The organism is Streptomyces sp. CB01249, from assembly GCF_001905735.1.
Taxonomy (GTDB): domain Bacteria; phylum Actinomycetota; class Actinomycetes; order Streptomycetales; family Streptomycetaceae; genus Streptomyces.
The window spans coordinates 203,202-220,932 of record NZ_LISW01000004.1 but is presented as its reverse complement, the minus strand read 5'-3'; the positions used below and the strand labels follow the sequence as shown (position 1 = coordinate 220,932).

At 68.4% G+C, this 17,731-nt stretch carries 18 protein-coding genes; 10 read left to right on the top strand and 8 right to left on the bottom strand.

What is annotated here, in order from left to right:
* Nucleotides 1-17 precede the first annotated feature (17 nt).
* From gnd to dnaA, 3 genes are all read right to left on the bottom strand, one after another.
* Nucleotides 18-896, bottom strand: a complete 879-nt coding sequence (gnd, locus tag AMK18_RS20575) for a phosphogluconate dehydrogenase (NAD(+)-dependent, decarboxylating) (protein WP_026171362.1) — start codon at nt 894-896, stop codon at nt 18-20.
* A gap of 128 nt (nt 897-1,024) precedes the next feature.
* Nucleotides 1,025-2,155 carry a DNA polymerase III subunit beta gene (gene dnaN / locus AMK18_RS20570; protein ID WP_018101898.1) on the bottom strand — a complete coding sequence of 377 codons (1,131 nt, stop codon included), beginning with the start codon at nt 2,153-2,155 and terminating at the stop codon, nt 1,025-1,027.
* Nucleotides 2,156-3,107: 952 nt separating this feature from the next.
* Nucleotides 3,108-4,907, bottom strand: a complete 1,800-nt coding sequence (gene dnaA, locus AMK18_RS20560; RefSeq protein ID WP_073863862.1) for a chromosomal replication initiator protein DnaA — start codon at nt 4,905-4,907, stop codon at nt 3,108-3,110.
* Between the two features lie 382 nt (nt 4,908-5,289).
* On the opposite strand from dnaA, the gene rpmH reads away from it, so the two are divergent.
* From rpmH to AMK18_RS20515, 9 genes are all read left to right on the top strand, one after another.
* Nucleotides 5,290-5,427 carry a 50S ribosomal protein L34 gene (rpmH, locus tag AMK18_RS20555; RefSeq protein WP_006348049.1) on the top strand — a complete coding sequence of 46 codons (138 nt, stop codon included), beginning with the start codon at nt 5,290-5,292 and terminating at the stop codon, nt 5,425-5,427.
* A 21-nt stretch (nt 5,428-5,448) separates the two neighbouring features.
* Nucleotides 5,449-5,820, top strand: coding sequence for a ribonuclease P protein component (gene rnpA, locus AMK18_RS20550; protein ID WP_073863861.1), 372 nt, complete (start codon nt 5,449-5,451; stop codon nt 5,818-5,820).
* Complete coding sequence (gene yidD, locus AMK18_RS20545) at nt 5,817-6,176, top strand: membrane protein insertion efficiency factor YidD (protein ID WP_073863860.1); 360 nt, start codon at nt 5,817-5,819, stop codon at nt 6,174-6,176. Before rnpA ends, yidD begins: the two co-directional genes overlap by 4 nt.
* 3 nt (nt 6,177-6,179) lie before the next feature.
* A complete protein-coding gene (yidC, locus tag AMK18_RS20540; RefSeq protein WP_073863859.1) occupies nt 6,180-7,439 on the top strand; it encodes a membrane protein insertase YidC in 1,260 nt (419 codons plus the stop codon).
* 14 nt (nt 7,440-7,453) lie between these two features.
* Nucleotides 7,454-7,963: a Jag family protein gene (locus AMK18_RS20535; RefSeq protein ID WP_018101895.1), complete on the top strand. Its 510-nt coding sequence runs from the start codon at nt 7,454-7,456 to the stop codon at nt 7,961-7,963.
* Nucleotides 7,964-8,071: 108 nt separating this feature from the next.
* Complete coding sequence (gene rsmG / locus AMK18_RS20530) at nt 8,072-8,788, top strand: 16S rRNA (guanine(527)-N(7))-methyltransferase RsmG (protein ID WP_018101894.1); 717 nt, start codon at nt 8,072-8,074, stop codon at nt 8,786-8,788.
* 204 nt (nt 8,789-8,992) lie between these two features.
* Nucleotides 8,993-10,069: a ParA family protein gene (locus AMK18_RS20525; protein WP_073863858.1), complete on the top strand. Its 1,077-nt coding sequence runs from the start codon at nt 8,993-8,995 to the stop codon at nt 10,067-10,069.
* On the top strand, nt 10,066-11,148 hold the full coding sequence (locus AMK18_RS20520; protein ID WP_026171361.1) for a ParB/RepB/Spo0J family partition protein: 1,083 nt from the start codon (nt 10,066-10,068) through the stop codon (nt 11,146-11,148). Before AMK18_RS20525 ends, AMK18_RS20520 begins: the two co-directional genes overlap by 4 nt.
* A 161-nt stretch (nt 11,149-11,309) precedes the next feature.
* Complete coding sequence (locus tag AMK18_RS20515) at nt 11,310-11,927, top strand: GNAT family N-acetyltransferase (RefSeq protein ID WP_073863857.1); 618 nt, start codon at nt 11,310-11,312, stop codon at nt 11,925-11,927.
* A gap of 89 nt (nt 11,928-12,016) precedes the next feature.
* On the opposite strand, the gene trxA is transcribed toward AMK18_RS20515, so the two are convergent.
* From trxA to sigM, 4 genes are all read right to left on the bottom strand, one after another.
* Nucleotides 12,017-12,355, bottom strand: a complete 339-nt coding sequence (gene trxA, locus AMK18_RS20510) for a thioredoxin (protein WP_018101890.1) — start codon at nt 12,353-12,355, stop codon at nt 12,017-12,019.
* A 50-nt stretch (nt 12,356-12,405) separates the two neighbouring features.
* Nucleotides 12,406-13,371: a thioredoxin-disulfide reductase gene (gene trxB, locus AMK18_RS20505; protein WP_018101889.1), complete on the bottom strand. Its 966-nt coding sequence runs from the start codon at nt 13,369-13,371 to the stop codon at nt 12,406-12,408.
* Between the two features lie 132 nt (nt 13,372-13,503).
* Nucleotides 13,504-14,499 (bottom strand): anti-sigma factor family protein, encoded by a 996-nt coding sequence (locus AMK18_RS20500; protein WP_073863856.1) that lies wholly within the window; start codon nt 14,497-14,499, stop codon nt 13,504-13,506.
* The gene (gene sigM / locus AMK18_RS20495; protein ID WP_073863855.1) at nt 14,496-15,233 is read right to left on the bottom strand and encodes an RNA polymerase sigma factor SigM; all 738 of its coding nucleotides are present in this window, start codon (nt 15,231-15,233) and stop codon (nt 14,496-14,498) included. The genes AMK18_RS20500 and sigM overlap by 4 nt, the downstream gene beginning before the upstream one ends.
* A 155-nt stretch (nt 15,234-15,388) precedes the next feature.
* On the opposite strand from sigM, the gene AMK18_RS20490 reads away from it, so the two are divergent.
* Nucleotides 15,389-15,841, top strand: a complete 453-nt coding sequence (locus AMK18_RS20490) for a DUF2690 domain-containing protein (protein WP_073863854.1) — start codon at nt 15,389-15,391, stop codon at nt 15,839-15,841.
* Nucleotides 15,842-15,925: 84 nt separating this feature from the next.
* Here the strand turns inward: AMK18_RS20490 and AMK18_RS20485 are convergent, their stop codons facing one another.
* Nucleotides 15,926-17,626, bottom strand: a complete 1,701-nt coding sequence (locus AMK18_RS20485) for a protein kinase family protein (protein ID WP_073863853.1) — start codon at nt 17,624-17,626, stop codon at nt 15,926-15,928.
* Between the last annotated feature and the right edge of the window lie 105 nt (nt 17,627-17,731).

Sequence of the window (17,731 nt, the reverse complement as noted above, 5' to 3'; positions counted from 1 at the left end):
CGCTTCTCGTTGCGGGGTTACTTCTTGTTCTCGACCGCGTGGCCACCGAACTGGTTGCGCAGTGCGGCAATCATCTTCATCTGCGGGGAGTCGTCCTGGCGCGAGGCGAAGCGCGCGAAGAGCGACGCCGTGATCGCGGGCAGCGGCACCGCGTTGTCGATCGCGGCCTCGACCGTCCAGCGGCCCTCGCCCGAGTCGGCCGCGTAGCCGCGGAGCTTGTCGAGGTGCTCGTCGTCGTCCAGGGCGTTGACCGCCAGGTCGAGCAGCCAGGAACGGATGACCGTGCCCTCCTGCCAGGAGCGGAAGACCTCGCGCACGTCGGTGACGGAGTCGACCTTCTCCAGGAGCTCCCAGCCCTCGGCGTACGCCTGCATCATGGCGTACTCGATGCCGTTGTGGACCATCTTGGCGAAGTGGCCGGCGCCGACCTTGCCCGCGTGGACCGCGCCGAAGTCGCCCTCGGGCTTCAGGGCGTCGAAGATCGGCTGGACCTTCGCCACGTCCTCGGCGTCGCCGCCGTACATGAGCGCGTAGCCGTTCTCCAGGCCCCAGACGCCGCCGGAGACGCCGCAGTCCACGAAGCCGATGCCCTTGGCGCGCAGCTCCTCCGCGTGCTTCTCGTCGTCGGTCCAGCGGCTGTTCCCGCCGTCCACGACGATGTCGCCGGGTGAAAGGAGCTCGGCCAGTTCGTCCACGGTGGACTGGGTCGCGGCTCCGGCCGGGACCATCACCCACACGACCCGGGGACCCTTGAGGCTGCCCACAAGCTCTTCCAGGCTGTGGACATCGGCGAGATCCGCGTTGCGGTCGTAACCGATGACGGTGTGGCCTGCGCGGCGGATGCGCTCGCGCATGTTGCCGCCCATCTTGCCGAGGCCGACGAGACCGAGCTCCATCAGAGATTCCTTAGCGTTGTGCCGATTCGTACCCGCTTCCGAGCCTACGCCCGGAAGGGGACAGGACGCCGGGCGTGCTCGGCGCTGAACACGCCCGTCGGGCCCCGCCGGGGCGGGGCCGGGGGAGGTCAGCCGGAGAGGCGGACCGGCATGATCAGGTACTTGTACGCGTCGTCCGCCTCGGCGTCCACGGCCGGGCGGCCGCTGAGCAGCGCCGGCTTGGTGGAGGTCGTGAACGAGAGCTGGGCGACCGGGGAGTCGATGGCGCTGAGCCCGTCGAGCAGGAAGGTCGGGTTGAAGGCGATCGAGATGTCGTCGCCCTCCAGCACGGCGTCGACCCTTTCCACAGCCTGTGCGTCGTCGCTGGAGCCGGCCTCCAGGATCAGGACGCCCTGCTCGAAGGTCAGCCGCACCGGGGTGTTGCGCTCGGCCACCAGGGCGACGCGCTTGACGGCCTCCACGAAGGGGGCGGTCTCGATCACGGCGACCGAGTTGAACTCGGTGGGGAAGAGCGTCCGGTACTTCGGCAGGTCGCCTTCGAGCAGTCGGGTGGTCGTACGCCGTCCGGCGCCCTCGAACCCGATGAGCCCTTCGCCGGAGCCGGAGCCGGACAGCGCCAGGGTGACCGTGTCACCGCTGGTGAGGGCCTTGGCGGTGTCGAGCAGCGTCTTGGCGGGCACCAGGGCGACTGCGGAGGCCTCCGGGTCCTCCGGCTTCCACAGGAACTCGCGTACCGCGAAGCGGTAGCGGTCGGTGGAGGCGAGGGTGACGGTGTCGCCCTCGATCTCGATGCGGACGCCGGTCAGGACGGGCAGCGTGTCGTCGCGGCCCGCGGCGATGGCGACCTGGGCGGCGGCGGAGGCGAAGACCTCACCCGGCACAGTGCCCGTCGCGGTCGGCATCTGCGGAAGCGCCGGGTACTCCTCCACAGGAAGGGTGTGGAGTGTGAATCGCGAGGAGCCGCAGGAGACGGTCGCCCGTACACCGTCTGTGGAGATCTCCACCGGCCGGTTGGGCAGGGCGCGGCAGATGTCGGCGAGCAGCCGGCCGGAGACGAGGACGGTGCCGTCCTCCTCGACCTCGGCCTCCACCGAGACCCGCGCCGAGACCTCGTAGTCGAAGCTGGAGAAGCTGAGCGCTCCGTCCTCGGCCTTCAGCAGAAGGCCCGCGAGAACGGGCGCCGGCGGACGGGCCGGAAGGCTGCGGGCCACCCAGGCCACCGCCTCCGCGAGTACATCGCGCTCCACCCGGATCTTCACCGGAACCGCCTCCTGCTGTCTTCGCCCTGTCGGCCTTCGTCGTCGTCGGCCTTCGTCGTCTGGTCGGGTCGCTCCGCCGATGACAGGGGGAGGACGCCGGGGACCAGTCTGACGCACCGCACCGACACTCGTTGCTGCTCGGGGTCAAATCGCGGCGAGCGGCCCGGAGCGCTCCGAGGGCGAGTTGTGCACAGGCCCCACTTCGAAACGGATTCCGGGCTAACTATGGGTGGTGGTAGTAGTAGGCCCTGTGGAAACCGTGGATAACCCCGTTTTCGCAGCTCAGAGCCTGTTTTTTATCCACCGACCCTGTGGGCGGAACCGGTGGACAACCCGGGCTTTCTGTGGACACCCGGAAGTTGTGCACAACCCGTACACAGGGGAGGGCAGTTTCTCCCCAGGTCTGTCCCCAGCTTTACCCCCGTTCCCCACAGGCCAACCCTGCCTCTTGGTGTGACGCCTTTCACTCGGGACGGTGATGGGGCCTGTCGTGTTGCCGAACAGTGGACAGCGATGTGGAGAAGCGGCCTCCTGCTGGGGAAAACGGCCTCGGACCTGTGGGCAGCCAGTGGACAACCTTGAGCACAGCCTGTGGACGAAAATCTTGTCCACAGGCTGTGGATCATCGTTGACCACAAATCCCCAACCCGCTGAGCTGGCCCGATGTCCTCCCGGAGGTTCTGCCTGTGGATGCAGTATGGACAACTTTTGGATCCCCAGGCTGTGGAGGGAAAAAAGTGCCCGGATCTGTGGAGAACACCCGTGACCTCCCGGCTAATCGAACAGGCCAGGGCCTCAGGGAGTGGACCCGGTGGACGGCCGGCACGCGCCGGGAGCCGCGCGGAGGGGGTTGCGAGGCGCTTTTCGGGGAACACGGAAGGGCGCTGTGCGGACTCCTGACGAGTCCGCACAGCGCCCTTCGGGTACGTGCGGGAGTCGGCGCGGGGCGCCGTCAGCCGTTCTTGATGCGGTTGGTGAGCTCGGTGACCTGGTTGTAGATGGAGCGCCGCTCCGCCATCAGCGCCCGGATCTTGCGGTCCGCGTGCATCACCGTCGTATGGTCCCGGCCGCCGAACTGCGCACCGATCTTCGGCAGCGAGAGATCGGTCAGCTCACGGCACAGGTACATGGCGATCTGCCGCGCCGTCACCAGCACCCGGCTGCGCGACGATCCGCAGAGGTCTTCCACCGTCAGGCCGAAGTAGTCCGCGGTCGCCGCCATGATGGCGGACGCCGTGATCTCGGGGGCGGTGTCCTCGCCCCCCGGGATCAGGTCCTTCAGCACGATCTCCGTGAGCCCCAGGTCCACGGGCTGCCGGTTGAGGCTCGCGAAGGCCGTCACCCGGATGAGAGCGCCCTCCAGCTCACGGATGTTGCGCGAGATGCGCGAGGCGATGAACTCCAGCACCTCCGGCGGGGCGTTGAGCTGCTCCTGCACCGCCTTCTTGCGCAGGATCGCGATCCGGGTCTCCAACTCGGGAGGCTGTACGTCGGTCGTCAGCCCCCACTCGAAACGATTCCGCAACCGGTCCTCCAGAGTGACCAGTTGCTTCGGCGGCCGGTCGGAGGACAGCACGATCTGCTTGTTGGCGTTGTGCAGCGTATTGAAGGTGTGGAAGAACTCCTCCTGCGTCGACTCCTTGCTCGCCAGGAACTGGATGTCGTCCACGAGCAGGATGTCGACGTCGCGGTACCGCTTGCGGAAGGTGTCGCCCTTGCCGTCACGGATCGAGTTGATGAACTCGTTGGTGAACTCCTCGGAGCTCACGTACCGCACCCGGGTGCCCGGGTAGAGGCTCCGCGCGTAGTGCCCGATGGCGTGCAGCAGATGCGTCTTGCCGAGACCCGACTCCCCGTAGACGAACAGGGGGTTGTACGCCTTCGCGGGCGCCTCGGCCACCGCCACGGCCGCGGCGTGCGCGAAGCGGTTCGAGGCCCCGATGACGAAGGTGTCGAAGAGGTACTTCGGGTTCAGCCGGGCGTGCGGCTCGCCGGGGCCGGGGGCCGGTGCGGGCTGTGCGCCCATCGGGCCCGGGGCTCCGCCGGGGCGGCCGGTGCCGGCGCGGTGCTGCGGCTCCGGCAGCTCGGGGCGCTCGGAACGGGGGCGCTCGGTGTGCTGGGGCTCGTACCCCTGGCGCTCGGGCGGCTGCTGACGGTAGTCGTGCTGCGGGGGGCGGCCGCCGCCGTACGGCTCGCGCCACTGCTCGGGCGCCGGCTCGCGGTCCTGGAACCCGCCGAGCCGGGGCTGCTGCCAGGACAGGTCCTCCTGGGTGCGCGGCCAGGCGCCGGGCTCCGGGCGCTGCTGCTGGTAGTCCGGGTAGGCGGGCCGCGCGGTGGGCATGCCGTCGTCCGAGGGCCGGCTCCCGTAGCCGTCGTACGCGTCGCCGTGCCGGCCCTCGTCATGCTGAGGGCCCTGGTAACGGTGGGACGGCTGGGGGGACTGGTGCATGGGGGGCGCCGGGGGGCCGGACGGCTCGCCCGCGGAGTCGTCCACCGTGATCGCGATCCGGATGGGGCGCCCGCACTCGCGGCTCAGCGTCTCGCTGATGAGGGGGGCGAGGCGGCCTTCGAGGACCCGCTTGCCCCATTCATTGGGGACGGCGAGGAGCGCGGTGTCGGCGACCAGGGCGAGCGGCTGGCAGCGTTCGATCCACTGCTTGTCCTTCGGCTCGATGCCCTGCTGCCCCTCCCCGAGGAGCTGTTCCAGCACTCGCGGCCACACTGCGGCAAGATCGGCAGGTACGTCAGCCACAGGGCACGCTCTCTCGCTGGTCCCACGAATGTGTGGTTCTCGGGACGGTTTGGGTCGGGGTGGGTGAGGACCGGCAGGCGGGAAGAAAAAGAACCGGAGTTCAGCCACGGTAGTCAGCCCGACCCGCGCGGTTCAAGTCGTTGTCCACAGCCTGTGCACAATGGGGGGTCCGACAGGGTCGGTTTGACCGGATGGCGTAGCCGCGCGTACCGTGACCAGGTCGAGTTGTCGATGGCTGCTGCCGCCTGCCTCCGATGGGCAAAGATCACGATCTGTGATTGTGAATGCGGTGCACTAGGGCGTTTACGCGAGTCTCTCGTGGGCGCACGGTGACAGCCAGGCGATGTCCCGCCAACACACGAGTCATTTCTGGAGCCCCCGAGTGAGCAAGCGCACCTTCCAGCCGAACAACCGTCGTCGCGCGAAGACCCACGGCTTCCGGCTGCGTATGCGTACCCGTGCCGGCCGCGCGATTCTCGCGTCCCGCCGTAGCAAGGGTCGCGCCAGCCTGTCCGCCTGATCGCGTACAGGTCGTCATGACGTGCTGCCTTCCGAGAATCGGCTGAGGCGGCGCGAGGACTTCGCGACCGCGGTACGACGAGGACGCCGGGCCGGTCGCCCGCTCCTCGTCGTCCATCTACGAAGCGGTGCAACCGACCCGCACGTGCCTGGGGAGAACGTTCCCCCGCCGCGTGCGGGTTTCGTTGTCAGCAAAGCCGTGGGTGGTGCGGTCGTCCGCACAGCGGTGAAGCGCAGGCTTCGCCACCTGGTCCGAGAACGGCTCGCCCTGCTGCCCCCCGGTAGCCTGGTTGTCGTACGAGCGTTGCCCGGATCGGGCGACGCCGGCCATGAACAGCTGGCCCGAGACCTGGACGCCGCCTTGCAGCGGCTGCTGGGAGGGGGCGTGCGATGAAGTACCCGCTGCTGGCTCTCATCAAGCTGTACCAGTGGACGATCAGCCCACTTCTCGGGCCTGTCTGCCGTTACTACCCGTCGTGTTCCCACTATGGATATACGGCGATCGACCGGCACGGAGCGATCAAGGGAACGGCGCTGACAGCCTGGCGCATCCTGCGATGCAATCCGTGGTCACCCGGCGGCGTGGACTACGTACCACCACGCAAACGTCCGCGTTGGCACGAACTGCTGCGCAGCGCCATACGCGGCAGCAAGGGCGGGGACTCCGCCGCTGACGTGCCTCCCGGGGGTTCGGCCACCGAGCTCCCGAGTTCGGCCGCAGAGACTTCGCCCAATGCTCAAGGAGCCTGATTAGTGGACACGATTGCCAGTCTGTTCAGCTTCATCACCTGGCCCGTCTCCTGGGTCATCGTCCAGTTCCACAAGTTGTACGGGGCGATCTTCGGCCCAGACACCGGATGGGCGTGGGGCCTGTCCATCGTGTCCCTCGTGGTGCTCATCCGTATCTGTCTGATCCCGCTGTTCGTCAAGCAGATCAAGTCGACGCGGAACATGCAGCTGCTCCAGCCGAAGATGAAGGCGATCCAGGAGCGCTACAAGAGCGACAAGCAGCGTCAGTCCGAAGAGATGATGAAGCTGTACAAGGAGACGGGTACCAACCCGCTCTCCTCGTGCCTGCCGATCATCGCGCAGTCGCCGTTCTTCTTCGCGCTGTACCACGTACTCTCCGCGATCGCCTCGAACAAGAAGATCGGCGTCATCGACCAGTCGCTGCTGGACAGCGCCCGTCAGGCCCACATCTTCGGTGCTCCGCTGGCCGCCAAGTTCATGGACAGCGCGGAGAAGGTCGACGCCCTCGGCGCTTCGCTGACCGACGTCCGGGTCGTCACCGCGGTCATGATCGTGATGATGTCGGCCTCGCAGTTCTTCACGCAGCGCCAGCTGATGACGAAGAACGTCGACCTGACGGTCAAGACGCCGTACATGCAGCAGCAGAAAATGCTGATGTACATCTTCCCGCTGATCTTCGCGGTCATGGGCATCAACTTCCCCGTCGGTGTCCTCGTCTACTGGCTCACCACGAACGTCTGGACCATGGGTCAGCAGATGTACGTGATCAACCAGAACCCGACGCCGGGCAGCAAGGCGCAGGAGCAGTACCTCGGGCGCGTGCTGAAGAGCGTCACCGCGCACGGTGAGGTCCGCGGCCGGACCCGGCGCAACACCGTCAAGCGGATCGTGGCCAAGGGCCCGGACCGCAATGACATCGAGCGGAAGTTCGTCGTCGGACTGGCCAAGCTCGGCCTCGCTCCCCAGGAGGACGGCACGGTCACCAAGAGCGACACCGCCGCCGCCGAGGCCGAGGGCAGTGCCCCGCAGCGTCGCCAGCAGCCCAAGCGGCAGACGAAGGCGCAGCGCCAGACCGGTGCGGCCCACCAGGGTGGAGCCGGCGACGACTCCGAAGAGCAGGCGTCCAAGACCTCCCTGAAGAAGAGCTCCGCGCAGGACGACAAGTCGAAGCCGGCGGGCAAGGCCGCGTCCGGCTCCTCACGCCAAGCCAAGTCCGGACAGCGCAAGGGCCCGCAGCGGCCCAAGCACCCGTCCAAGAAGTAAGAAGGAGTCCATCCGTGACGGAAGGCACCACCTCCACGGCCGCTGAGGGCAGCGACACCTTGACCCGCCTTGAGCAGGAAGGGGAGATCGCAGCGGACTACCTTGAGGGCCTGCTCGACATCGCCGACCTCGACGGCGACATCGACATGGACGTCGAGGCGGACCGGGCCGCAGTCTCGATCATCAGCGACTCGGCGCGCGAGCTGCAGAAGCTCGTGGGGCGCGACGGTGAGGTCCTGGAGGCGCTTCAGGAGCTGACGCGCCTCGCCGTGCACCGCGAGACCGGTGACCGGAGCCGTCTGATGCTGGACATCGCCGGTTTCCGGGCCAAGAAGCGCACGGAGCTCGCCGAGCTGGGTGCCAAGGCGGCGGACGAGGTCAAGAGCACCGGTGAGCCGGTGAAGCTGGACCCGATGACGCCGTTCGAGCGCAAGGTCGTGCACGACGCGGTTGCCGCGGCGGGCTTGCGCAGCGAATCGGAGGGCGAGGAGCCGCAGCGCTTCGTCGTCGTCCTGCCGGCCTGACCGGCTCCTTACCTGTCGGCCCCGTCTGTTCGCAGACGGGGCCGATCTTTGTCAGCCTGATAGACAGCCACCATGGTGCGGTAGTGCGGTATGGAAGGACGGTCCCCCGTGACGGAGGAAGTAGCGCTTCCCCAGGCGCCCGACGAGGCCCGGGAGGTATTCGGCGAGAGCTTTCCCGAGGCTGTCCGGTACGCGGAGCTGCTGGCGGACGCGGGTGTCACGCGCGGGCTGATCGGGCCGCGCGAGGTTCCGCGCCTCTGGGAGCGGCATCTGCTGAACTGCGCGGTGCTCTCCGAGGTCGTTCCCGAGGGAGTCACGGTCTGCGACGTCGGGTCCGGGGCCGGGCTGCCGGGCATTCCGTTGGCGCTGGTGCGCCCGGACTTGAAGATCACCCTCCTGGAACCGCTGCTGCGTCGGACGAACTTCCTCCAGGAGGTCGTGGAGCTGCTGGGGCTCGATCATGTGACGGTGGTCCGCGGCCGGGCCGAAGAGGTTCTCGGCTCCCTGCAGCCGGTGCATGTGGTGACCGCCCGGGCGGTGGCCCCTCTGGACCGTCTGGCCGGCTGGGGCGTGCCCCTGCTGCGCCCGTACGGCGAGATGCTCGCGCTCAAGGGCGACACCGCCGAGGAGGAGATCAACGGTGCTCGGGCCGCGCTCAGCAAGCTGGGCGTGGTGGACACCGAGGTGCTGCATGTCGGCGAAGGCGTGGTCGACCCCACGTCCACCGTGGTCCGGGTGGTGGTCGGTGAGAGCCCGGGGGGTGTGAGGTTCGCCGCAAAGCGAGCCAAGGCTGCGCGAACGAGCCGGACGCGACGTCGTCGCTGAGCCCTGCGTGTCGTAGCTCCGTAGCTACGCTGCGGAGGCATCGTGTTTCACGTGAAACGTCGTTCTCTGCTGCATGGAATCATCGGCCGCGGTCATGAGGCAGCCGCCCCTCCCCATCGCAGGCCCGTTAGGGCTACGGAGTTGTCCACAGAAGTGGTTTCATCCACAGAAGAGCGGGCCTCGCTGGTTCACGACCCCGAAACCATGACAGGCTCTGCTCATTGCGAGCCTGAAGTCGAGGAGAGTGAATCCTTGCGGTCCGACGCCAACATCGCGGGGCCGATGACCGATCCGGTCCCCGGCCCCCGAACCGAATCGGCGGGGAACGGTGTTTCACGTGAAACACTGCCGCCGATGGACGACACACCCATCGGTCGTGCGGCCCAGCTGGCAGTGGAGGCCCTTGACCGAGCCAGCGAGGGGCTGCCACGTCCCGAGCAGACCCGCGTCATGGTCGTGGCCAACCAGAAGGGCGGGGTGGGCAAGACCACCTCGACGGTCAACCTCGCCGCGTCGCTGGCACTGCACGGGGCACGGGTCCTAGTGGTCGACCTCGACCCGCAGGGCAACGCCTCGACGGCTTTGGGTATCGATCACCACGCCGAAGTTCCCTCGATCTATGACGTTCTGGTGGAGAGCAGGCCGCTCTCGGACGTGGTTCAGCCCGTCCCGGACGTCGAAGGTCTCTTCTGCGCCCCGGCCACCATCGATCTCGCCGGTGCGGAGATCGAGCTGGTGTCGCTGGTGGCGCGGGAGAGTCGACTCCAGCGCGCCATCCAGGCGTATGAGCAGCCGCTGGATTACATCCTGATCGACTGCCCGCCCTCGTTGGGCCTGCTGACGGTCAACGCACTGGTGGCCGGTGCGGAAGTGCTGATCCCCATTCAGTGCGAGTACTACGCGCTGGAGGGTCTGGGTCAGCTCCTGCGGAATGTCGAGCTGGTACGGGGCCACTTGAACCCCGACCTCCATGTCTCGACCATCCTGCTCACCATGTACGACGGCCGGACCCGGCTGGCGTCACAGGTCGCGGAGGAGGTCCGCAGCCACTTCGGCAAGGAGGTGCTGAGGACCAGCATCCCCCGGTCGGTCCGCATCTCCGAGGCACCGAGCTACGGCCAGACCGTGCTCACCTACGACCCCGGGTCCAGCGGGTCGCTCTCGTACCTCGAAGCAGCCCGCGAGATCGCGCTGCGCGGGGTTGGGGTGCACTACGAGGGACAGCACGCCCACACGGGCGGTTCGATCAGTCAGCAGAGCAATTCGGAGGGGATCCAGTGAGTGAGCGTCGTCGAGGGTTGGGGCGAGGGCTCGGTGCCCTGATCCCAGCCGCTCCGCAGGAGAAGCAGCTGTCCGCCGGCTCCGGGGCTTCCTCGCCCGTACTGACCACGGAGCGGGGCGTGGCCGCCGCCAAGGTGGCCACGCTCGGGGCCACTCCCGTCGTGCCCGAGCCGAGCTCGCCGATGTCGGGGTCCGAGCCGACGGGCCCGGGCGATGTGGCCGGCGCGTACTTCGCCGAGGTGCCGCTCGACTCCATCACGCCGAACCCGCGTCAGCCGCGTGAGGTCTTTGACGAGGACGCGCTCGCGGAGCTGGTCACCTCCATCAAGGAGGTCGGTCTTCTTCAGCCGGTCGTGGTGCGCAAGATCGGGGCCGACCGCTTCGAGCTCATCATGGGCGAGCGGCGCTGGAGGGCCTGCCGCGAAGCGGGCCTGGAGCGCATCCCGGCCATCGTCCGGGCCACGGACGACGAGAAGCTTCTCCTGGACGCCCTCCTGGAGAACCTGCACCGGGCGCAGCTGAACCCGTTGGAGGAGGCGGCCGCCTACGACCAGCTGCTCAAGGACTTCAAGTGCACGCATGACCAGCTGGCGGACCGGATCGGCCGTTCGCGGCCGCAGGTGTCCAACACCCTGCGTCTGCTGCGGCTGTCCCCGCCGGTGCAGCGCAGGGTCGCCGCTGGGGTGCTGTCGGCGGGCCACGCACGTGCCTTGCTGTCGGTGGACGACTCCGAGGAGCAGGACAAGCTGGCCCATCGGATCGTGGCCGAAGGGCTCTCGGTGCGAGCGGTCGAGGAGATCGTGACGCTGATGGGCTCCAGGCCCACGAGCGCCAAGAAGGCCAAGGGGCCTCGGGCCGGGGCGCGGCTCTCCCCGGCGCTCTCCGATCTGGCATCGCGGCTCTCCGACCGCTTCGAGACCCGGGTGAAGGTCGACCTCGGGCAGAAGAAGGGCAAGATCGTCGTCGAGTTCGCCTCGATGGAGGACCTGGACCGCATTCTCGGCAGCCTCGCCCCGGGCGAGGGCCGGGTGCTGGACCAGGCCCCCTCCGAGGAGTCGGCCGAGGACGACGAGAGCTGACATACGCCGCACCCTGAGGGCGGGCTGTTTCCGGTTCACGGATCACAGCCCGCCCTTTGCTCTCTCGCGGTGTCGGCTTGATCCGGCGGTGGTTACGATGCGTTGTGGCAGGGCATTTCCGTCCATGACGCAGTGGGCGAGAGAAGTGAGGAACAGCCTTCATGGGGCGTCGGCTCGTACCGCTCACGCTGGACAACCTTCCCGACCTCCCCCGGCGCTGCCGCTCCTGCGTCTTCTGGGAGCTCGACCCGGTCAGCGGAGAGGCCGCCGTGAAGAGCGGGACATCCGACCGGGAGAAGGAGGCGTGGATCTCCGGGGTTCTTCTGGAGTGGGGCTCCTGCGGGCGGGTGGTCTACGTCGATGACGTGCCGGCCGGCTTTGTGCTCTACGCACCACCCGCATACGTTCCGCGCGCCACTGCCTTCCCGACGAGCCCCGTCTCCCCCGACGCCGTTCAGCTGATGACCGCGCTGATCATGCCGGGCTACCGGGGACAGGGGCTGGGACGGGTCATGGTGCAGACCGTTGCCAAGGATCTGATCCGCCGGGGCTTCAAGGCGATCGAAGCCTTCGGAGATGCCCGGTGGAAGGAGTCGGCCTGCGTGCTGCCTGCCGACCACCTTCTGGCGGTGGGGTTCAAGACGGTACGCCCGCACCCGGTGCACCCTCGGCTGCGGCTGGAGCTGCGCACGACGCTCTCCTGGAAGGAAGACGTCGAGCTGGCCCTGGACCGGCTCCTCGGAGCGGTACAGAAGGAGCCTGCGCTGCGGCCGTTGTGAGGTGCGAGCCCCATGGGCGCATGCAAAACGGGCCCGTCCTGAGGAGGACGGGCCCGTTTCACGTGAAACAAGCGGACGCAGCTTCTGCCTTACTGGTCCTTGTCGGCGATGAAGCCCGTGAGGTCGCGGAGGATGGCGGCCTTCGGCTTGGCGCCGACGATGGTCTTGGCGACCTCGCCGCCCTGGTAGACGTTCAGCGTCGGGATGGACATGACGCCGTACTTGGCAGCGGTGGCCGGGTTCTCGTCAATGTTGAGCTTCACGATCTCGATCTCGTCGTGCTCGGCCGCGATGGCCTCCAGCGACGGAGCGATCTGGCGGCACGGGCCGCACCAGGCGGCCCAGAAGTCCACCAGCACAGGCTTGTCGCTCTTGAGGACGACCTCTTCGAAGGAGTCGTCGGTCACGTTCTTCAGGGCGCCGGCCACGGCGGCCTCCTAACTTCGCGGGGTGTGTGGGGATGTGAGTGAGGCGTGGGTCAGACGGCGGCCGCGGGGGCGACCTTCTCGTCGTCGGCGAGTGCGGCGAGGAAGCGCTCTGCGTCGAGGGCGGCGGAGCAGCCGGTGCCAGCTGCGGTGATCGCCTGGCGGTAGGTGTGGTCGACGACGTCGCCGGCGCCGAAGACCCCGGACAGGTTGGTACGCGTCGAAGGTGCGTCGACCTTCAGGTAGCCCTCGTCGTCGAGTTCGAGCTGGCCCTTGAAGAGCTCGGTGCGCGGGTCATGGCCGACGGCGATGAACAGGCCGGTCACGGGCAGCTCGGACGTCTCGCCGGTCTTCGTGTTGCGCAGCGTCACGCCGGAGAGCTTCTGCTCGCCGTTGACTCCGGCGACCTCGCTGTCCCAGGCGAACTTGATCTTCGGGTCGGCGAAGGCGCGATCCTGCATGGTCTTGGAGGCGCGCAGGGTGTCGCGGCGGTGGATGATGGTGACCGACTTGGCGAAGCGCGAGAGGAAGGTCGCCTCCTCCATCGCGGTGTCGCCACCGCCGACCACGGCGATGTCCTGGTCCTTGAAGAAGAAGCCGTCGCAGGTCGCGCACCAGGAGACGCCACGTCCGGAGAGGGCGTCCTCGTTGGGGAGTCCGAGCTTGCGGTGCTGGGAGCCCGTGGTGACGATGACCGCCTTGGCGCGGTGCACGGTGCCTGCCGTGTCGGTGACGGTCTTGATGTCACCGGTGAGGTCGACGGAGACCACGTCGTCCGGGACCAGCTCGGCGCCGAACCGCTCGGCCTGGGCGCGCATGTTGTCCATGAGCTCGGGGCCCATGATGCCGTCCTGGAAGCCCGGGAAGTTCTCCACGTCGGTGGTGTTCATGAGCGCGCCACCGGCGGTGACGGCCCCTTCGAAGACCAGCGGCTTCAGCGAGGCGCGCGCGGTGTACAGGGCGGCTGTGTAGCCGGCCGGGCCGGAGCCGATGATGATCACATTACGCACGTCGCTCACGGGTTTCTTCCTCGTCTCTGCAGACTGCCTACTGTCCACGCCTACTGGGGCCGGTTCAACGACTCTCACCCCACCCAACGGATCCTACGGGGGATGCATTCCCGATGTGCCGGGGCGGCTGGCGGCGCGTTCTCAGCGGCGCGCGTAGGCGTGTGTCAGCAGCAGCTTCCCCTTGGCGGGAGGCTCGGCTCCCACGCAGGCCGCGTCCACCACATACGCCTGAACGCTGTCCGGGTCCGTGGGATGAGGCAGGAGGACGAGGAACGCGTCGGTGCCCTCGTAGCTGCCCCTCTCGACGGCGAGCGCCGGGCTGTTGCGGCCGATGCCTTCTTCCACGCACGCAGGCACGGGCACTGCGGGGGCCCGGAGCGGGGACTCGGGGGACAGGGAGCCCGAGGGATCCGCTTGGAGCGACGGCTGGGAGTGGGGTGAGGACTGGGATCCGATAGAGGGAGCCTCGTCGTTCCCCTTGGGGGTCTGTGGGCTCTCCGTGCCGGAGGTCCGGCCCAGCAGTGTGTGGACCTGGTCCTCGAGGGTGGCTGCGGAGAACTCCTGCGAGCGGCTTTTCGGGGCCGTGGCCGTCGTGTCCTGGCTGACCCCGGCTGCGGAGGTGTCGCTTCGCTCGGCTCCCGGGACGTTCTGCAGCAGGAAGACGCTCATGCCGACCAGAGCAGCGGCCCCGAATGCGGAGGCGAGCAGAGCGGTACGGCGACGCCTCCGGCCTGGACGCCGGCCGGGGCCGGTGTTCGCATGCGCATGCCCGGCCGGGCGATCAGGGGCATGCGACCGGGAGGGAGGGTTCCCGGCTATGTGCCTGGGCTCCGGCGGCGGCTCTGTTTCACGTGAAACATCGGTCGCCGCATCCGGCGCCGCGCGATGAGTCCGTGCCTCGGCGGCGAGCGCGGCATCGATGCGGTCGGCGATGTCTGTGGGCATGGGCTCGGGGGCGGGCAGGTCGCCGAGCAGCCCGCGAATCTCCTCCAAGGAGGCGAGGACATCGGCGCAGAGCTCACAGTCGTCCAGGTGGTTGCGGATCTCGGCTGCACGGGCGCCGGGGAGCAGGTCCTCGGTCAGGTCGGAGATTTCCGAGACTTCCGGGTGCTGGGTTGTGCCGGGTGTTGACGTCATCGGTGTCCACCTCCGCCCTTCATCACAGTGGGGTCGCTCGTGCCCGTGTCTCGTGGCCCGGCTGCCGGTGGGACGGATGCTCTGGGCGTCCGGTTCCCTTCCGTGCCGGGTGTCTCGTCGGCGCGGCCGTCGCTGCGGAGATGCGTCAGCAGCGGCGCCAAGCGGGCCCGGCCCCGTGCACAGCGGCTCTTCACGGTGCCCACGGGTACATCGAGGATGCGAGCGGTCTCCGCCACCGGGTACCCCTGCATGTCCACGAGGACGAGTGCCGCGCGTTGCTCGGCGGGGAGAGTGGCCAGCGCGGCGAGGAGTTCGCGGTGGAGATCATGGCGTTCTGCGGGGGCCTCCGCGGACTCATGGGGCTCCAGCAGCTGGTCGAGCCGTTCCGGGTCGTCGACGGGCGAGGTCTTCCGGGACGCTGCCTTGCGGACGCGGTCGAGGCAGGCGTTCACCGTGATGCGGTGCAGCCAGGTGGTCACGGCGGACTGGCCCCGGAAGGTGTGGGCGGCGCGGAAGGCGGAGATCAGGGCGTCCTGTACGGCGTCGGCCGCTTCCTCGCGGTCGCCGAGCGTCCGCAGGGCCACGGCCCACAGCCGGTCGCGATGGCGTCGGGCCAACTCGCCGAAGGCATCGGGGTCACCGGCGACATGCTGCGCGAGGAGGTCCGCGTCGCTCGGTGGATCGGCGGCACCGGAGCCGTAGTGCTCGCGGTCTCCCCCCTCAGCTGTCGCCATCCGTGCATTCAAACCGATCCGCGCCGGGAAGTAAATGGCGAGTTCGGGTGGATTGTATGAATGATGAAAAGGCGCGATTCGGTCGCGCTTCTGAGGTGCCCTGTCCGCCCAATATTGAGGGAAATCAGAAAGGGGACCATGTGAGGCCGAGGCATATGAAGCGATATCTGGGAAAGGTTCTCCCGGCCGTTCTCGTCGCACCCGTGCTCGTGGCGTTGCTCCCGGGCAGCGCACAGGCGGCCATCTATTCGATGGACGGGAAGAATCCCATTTCCGCCGGGTGCTCCGGCGACGCCACCACCGTGAAGCGCTCGCTGATCGGCACCTCCAGCTGGACGCTCGGTGCCATTGAGCTGCGGTACAGCGTCAAGTGCCACACCGCGTGGGCGCGGATCAGCCTTTCCGAGGACGTGTGGGGCAAGGCCCAGATCGTGCGGAACTCGGACGGTAAATCTTATAACTGTTCGAAGCTTTCCTACAGCTCGTCGCTCGGTACTTATACCTGCTACACGGCCATGGTCTACGACAAGGATCCGCTCTCCGCATATGCGGAAGGCTGGTCCCAGTACGACAACGTGAGCCTCCACTCGAAGACGCCTTCGTACTGACCTGTGCGTCGGCACGCGGGCAGGGAAATGGGGCTGGGCCGGATCCTCGGATCCGGCCCAGCCCCATTCTCGTGTGCGAAGCCGTCAGCTGGTGACCTTGATGTCCGAGACCTTCCCCCGGTAGTTGCCCTCGCCGCTCGGCGGGAGCTTGGTGAGCCAGACGAGCAGGTACCGCGCCTGCACGGGCTTGGAGGGCTTCAGCGACACCTGGGTCCCCGACCCCTGGGCGACCTTGTCGAAACCGGTGGGGCTCGTCGGCACCGTGGAGCCGTCGGCGGTCCGCAGCTCGACCGAGGTGTCGCCGCCGAGGAAGGACACGTCCACCTTGCCGACGCGCTGTGTCTTGCCGAGGTCGAGGACGACGCCGACGCCTGTTTTGAGATTGCCGAATTCGGCTGACGCGTACCAGTCCGTGTGCCAGTACGAGCTCGGGTCGTCGTCGTAGACGTTGCCTATGCTCTGCGGCTTCTCACTGCCGTCGGCGCCGAGCGGGTCGTAGTCCTGCGCGGTGACGATCGGAACGGGCTTGCTCTTCTCGACCGGCGGGGTGTCGTTGTTCTCCGGGTTGGACTGGGTGGTGCCGGGGTCACCGCCCGAGTTGTTGTCCCGGTCGATGAGCGTCTCGGCGAGCTGCCAGCTGCCCAGGCCCAGGGCGGCGATCAGCAGCGCGGACACGACCCACTTCAGCGCCTTGCCGGTGCGGCTCTGCAAGGGTGCGGGGGGCACCGGCACGACGGGCTGGGTGACAACGGCACCGGCCGCCGCCGGCCTTCCGTACGTGCCCTGCTGGTAGGTGGTCCGCTGGTACTCGGGCGGGGCGGTGAAGACGGGCTCGGGCGGAGGGATGCGGGGCATCGCCGCCACGGCCTTGGCGAGCTCGTCGGGCGTGGTGCACGGCTGCTCCTGGCGGGACGCCGTGGCACCGTCGTTGGCGAGCGCCCGCATGGCGATCTCGGAGAGGCCCCGGTGGACTCCGGCCCGCACCTGGTCGGGCGGGAGCAGCCCCATCCCCTTGGGCAGACCGGTGAGCCCGTACGCATCGCTCTCGTACGGCCAGCGCTGGGTCAGCGCGGCGTACAGCAGGGCCCCGATCGCCTCCGTGTCGGCGCGCTGGGGGCCGTCGGACGTGATGCCCCGCAGGGCGGCGTTCACCGCGAGGCCGCGGATGCGGTACTGGCCGGACGAGCTGCGGAGCACGGCCCCCGGCGTGAGCCGCAGGTGGGCCAGGCCCTCCCGGTGCGCGGCAGCCATGGCCTGGGAGACCTGGCTGACGAGCTGGTACGCGTCGTGGGCGTCCATCGGGCCCGCGCTCAGCAGGGCCGTGAGCTCGGTGGCGTCGGGAAGCCACTCGTGGACGACGTAGACGAGCTCGTCCTCCTCGACGGCGTCCAGGACCTGCACGAAGCGCGGGTCGCCCAGCAACGCGGAGGACCGGGCGGCGGCCAGGACCGAGCGTGCCCGCGGGTGGTCCGCGGGCAGGAGGTGGACCCCCACCGCGCGACGGAGCTTCTCGTCGACGGCCCGCCAGCTGCTGAACCCGTCCAGCCGGGTGACGCATTCCTCCAGCCGGTACCGGCCGGCCAGCTTGTGACCGCTGTGCAGATCCGGGGTGGCCGGGAAGGTCTTCGATGCGGCTGTCTCGTCGGTCTCCTCCTGGGAGCCCGTGTCCGCCGCGTCCTGCGCTTCTGCCGTACCGTCGGTCGTGGCCTCGTCCGCCTTGGCGGTCAGCGGCTTGTCCCCGCTGTTGTCGGCCACGTCGACGGCAGCCGTGCTACGTTCCGCCACCGTCGTTCCTGCCTCCCCATCCGTTGCGCGATGCCAGCCAGCTCTGCTCTGCACAGTCACGCCAATTGTGCCCACACTCCGGCGCTATGCACGACACGCGGAGAC

Excerpts from the sequence above, each read along its gene's own strand:
- AMK18_RS20490 (WP_073863854.1), top strand. The coding sequence starts at position 15,389 with ATGAAGCGATATCTGGGAAAGGTTCTCCCGGCCGTTCTCGTCGCACCC.
- sigM (WP_073863855.1), bottom strand. The coding sequence starts at position 15,233 with ATGGCGACAGCTGAGGGGGGAGACCGCGAGCACTACGGCTCCGGTGCC.
- AMK18_RS20525 (WP_073863858.1), top strand. The coding sequence starts at position 8,993 with ATGACAGGCTCTGCTCATTGCGAGCCTGAAGTCGAGGAGAGTGAATCC.
- AMK18_RS20500 (WP_073863856.1), bottom strand. The coding sequence starts at position 14,499 with ATGACGTCAACACCCGGCACAACCCAGCACCCGGAAGTCTCGGAAATC.
- gnd (WP_026171362.1), bottom strand. The coding sequence starts at position 896 with ATGGAGCTCGGTCTCGTCGGCCTCGGCAAGATGGGCGGCAACATGCGC.
- AMK18_RS20515 (WP_073863857.1), top strand. The coding sequence starts at position 11,310 with ATGGGGCGTCGGCTCGTACCGCTCACGCTGGACAACCTTCCCGACCTC.
- yidD (WP_073863860.1), top strand. The coding sequence starts at position 5,817 with ATGAAGTACCCGCTGCTGGCTCTCATCAAGCTGTACCAGTGGACGATC.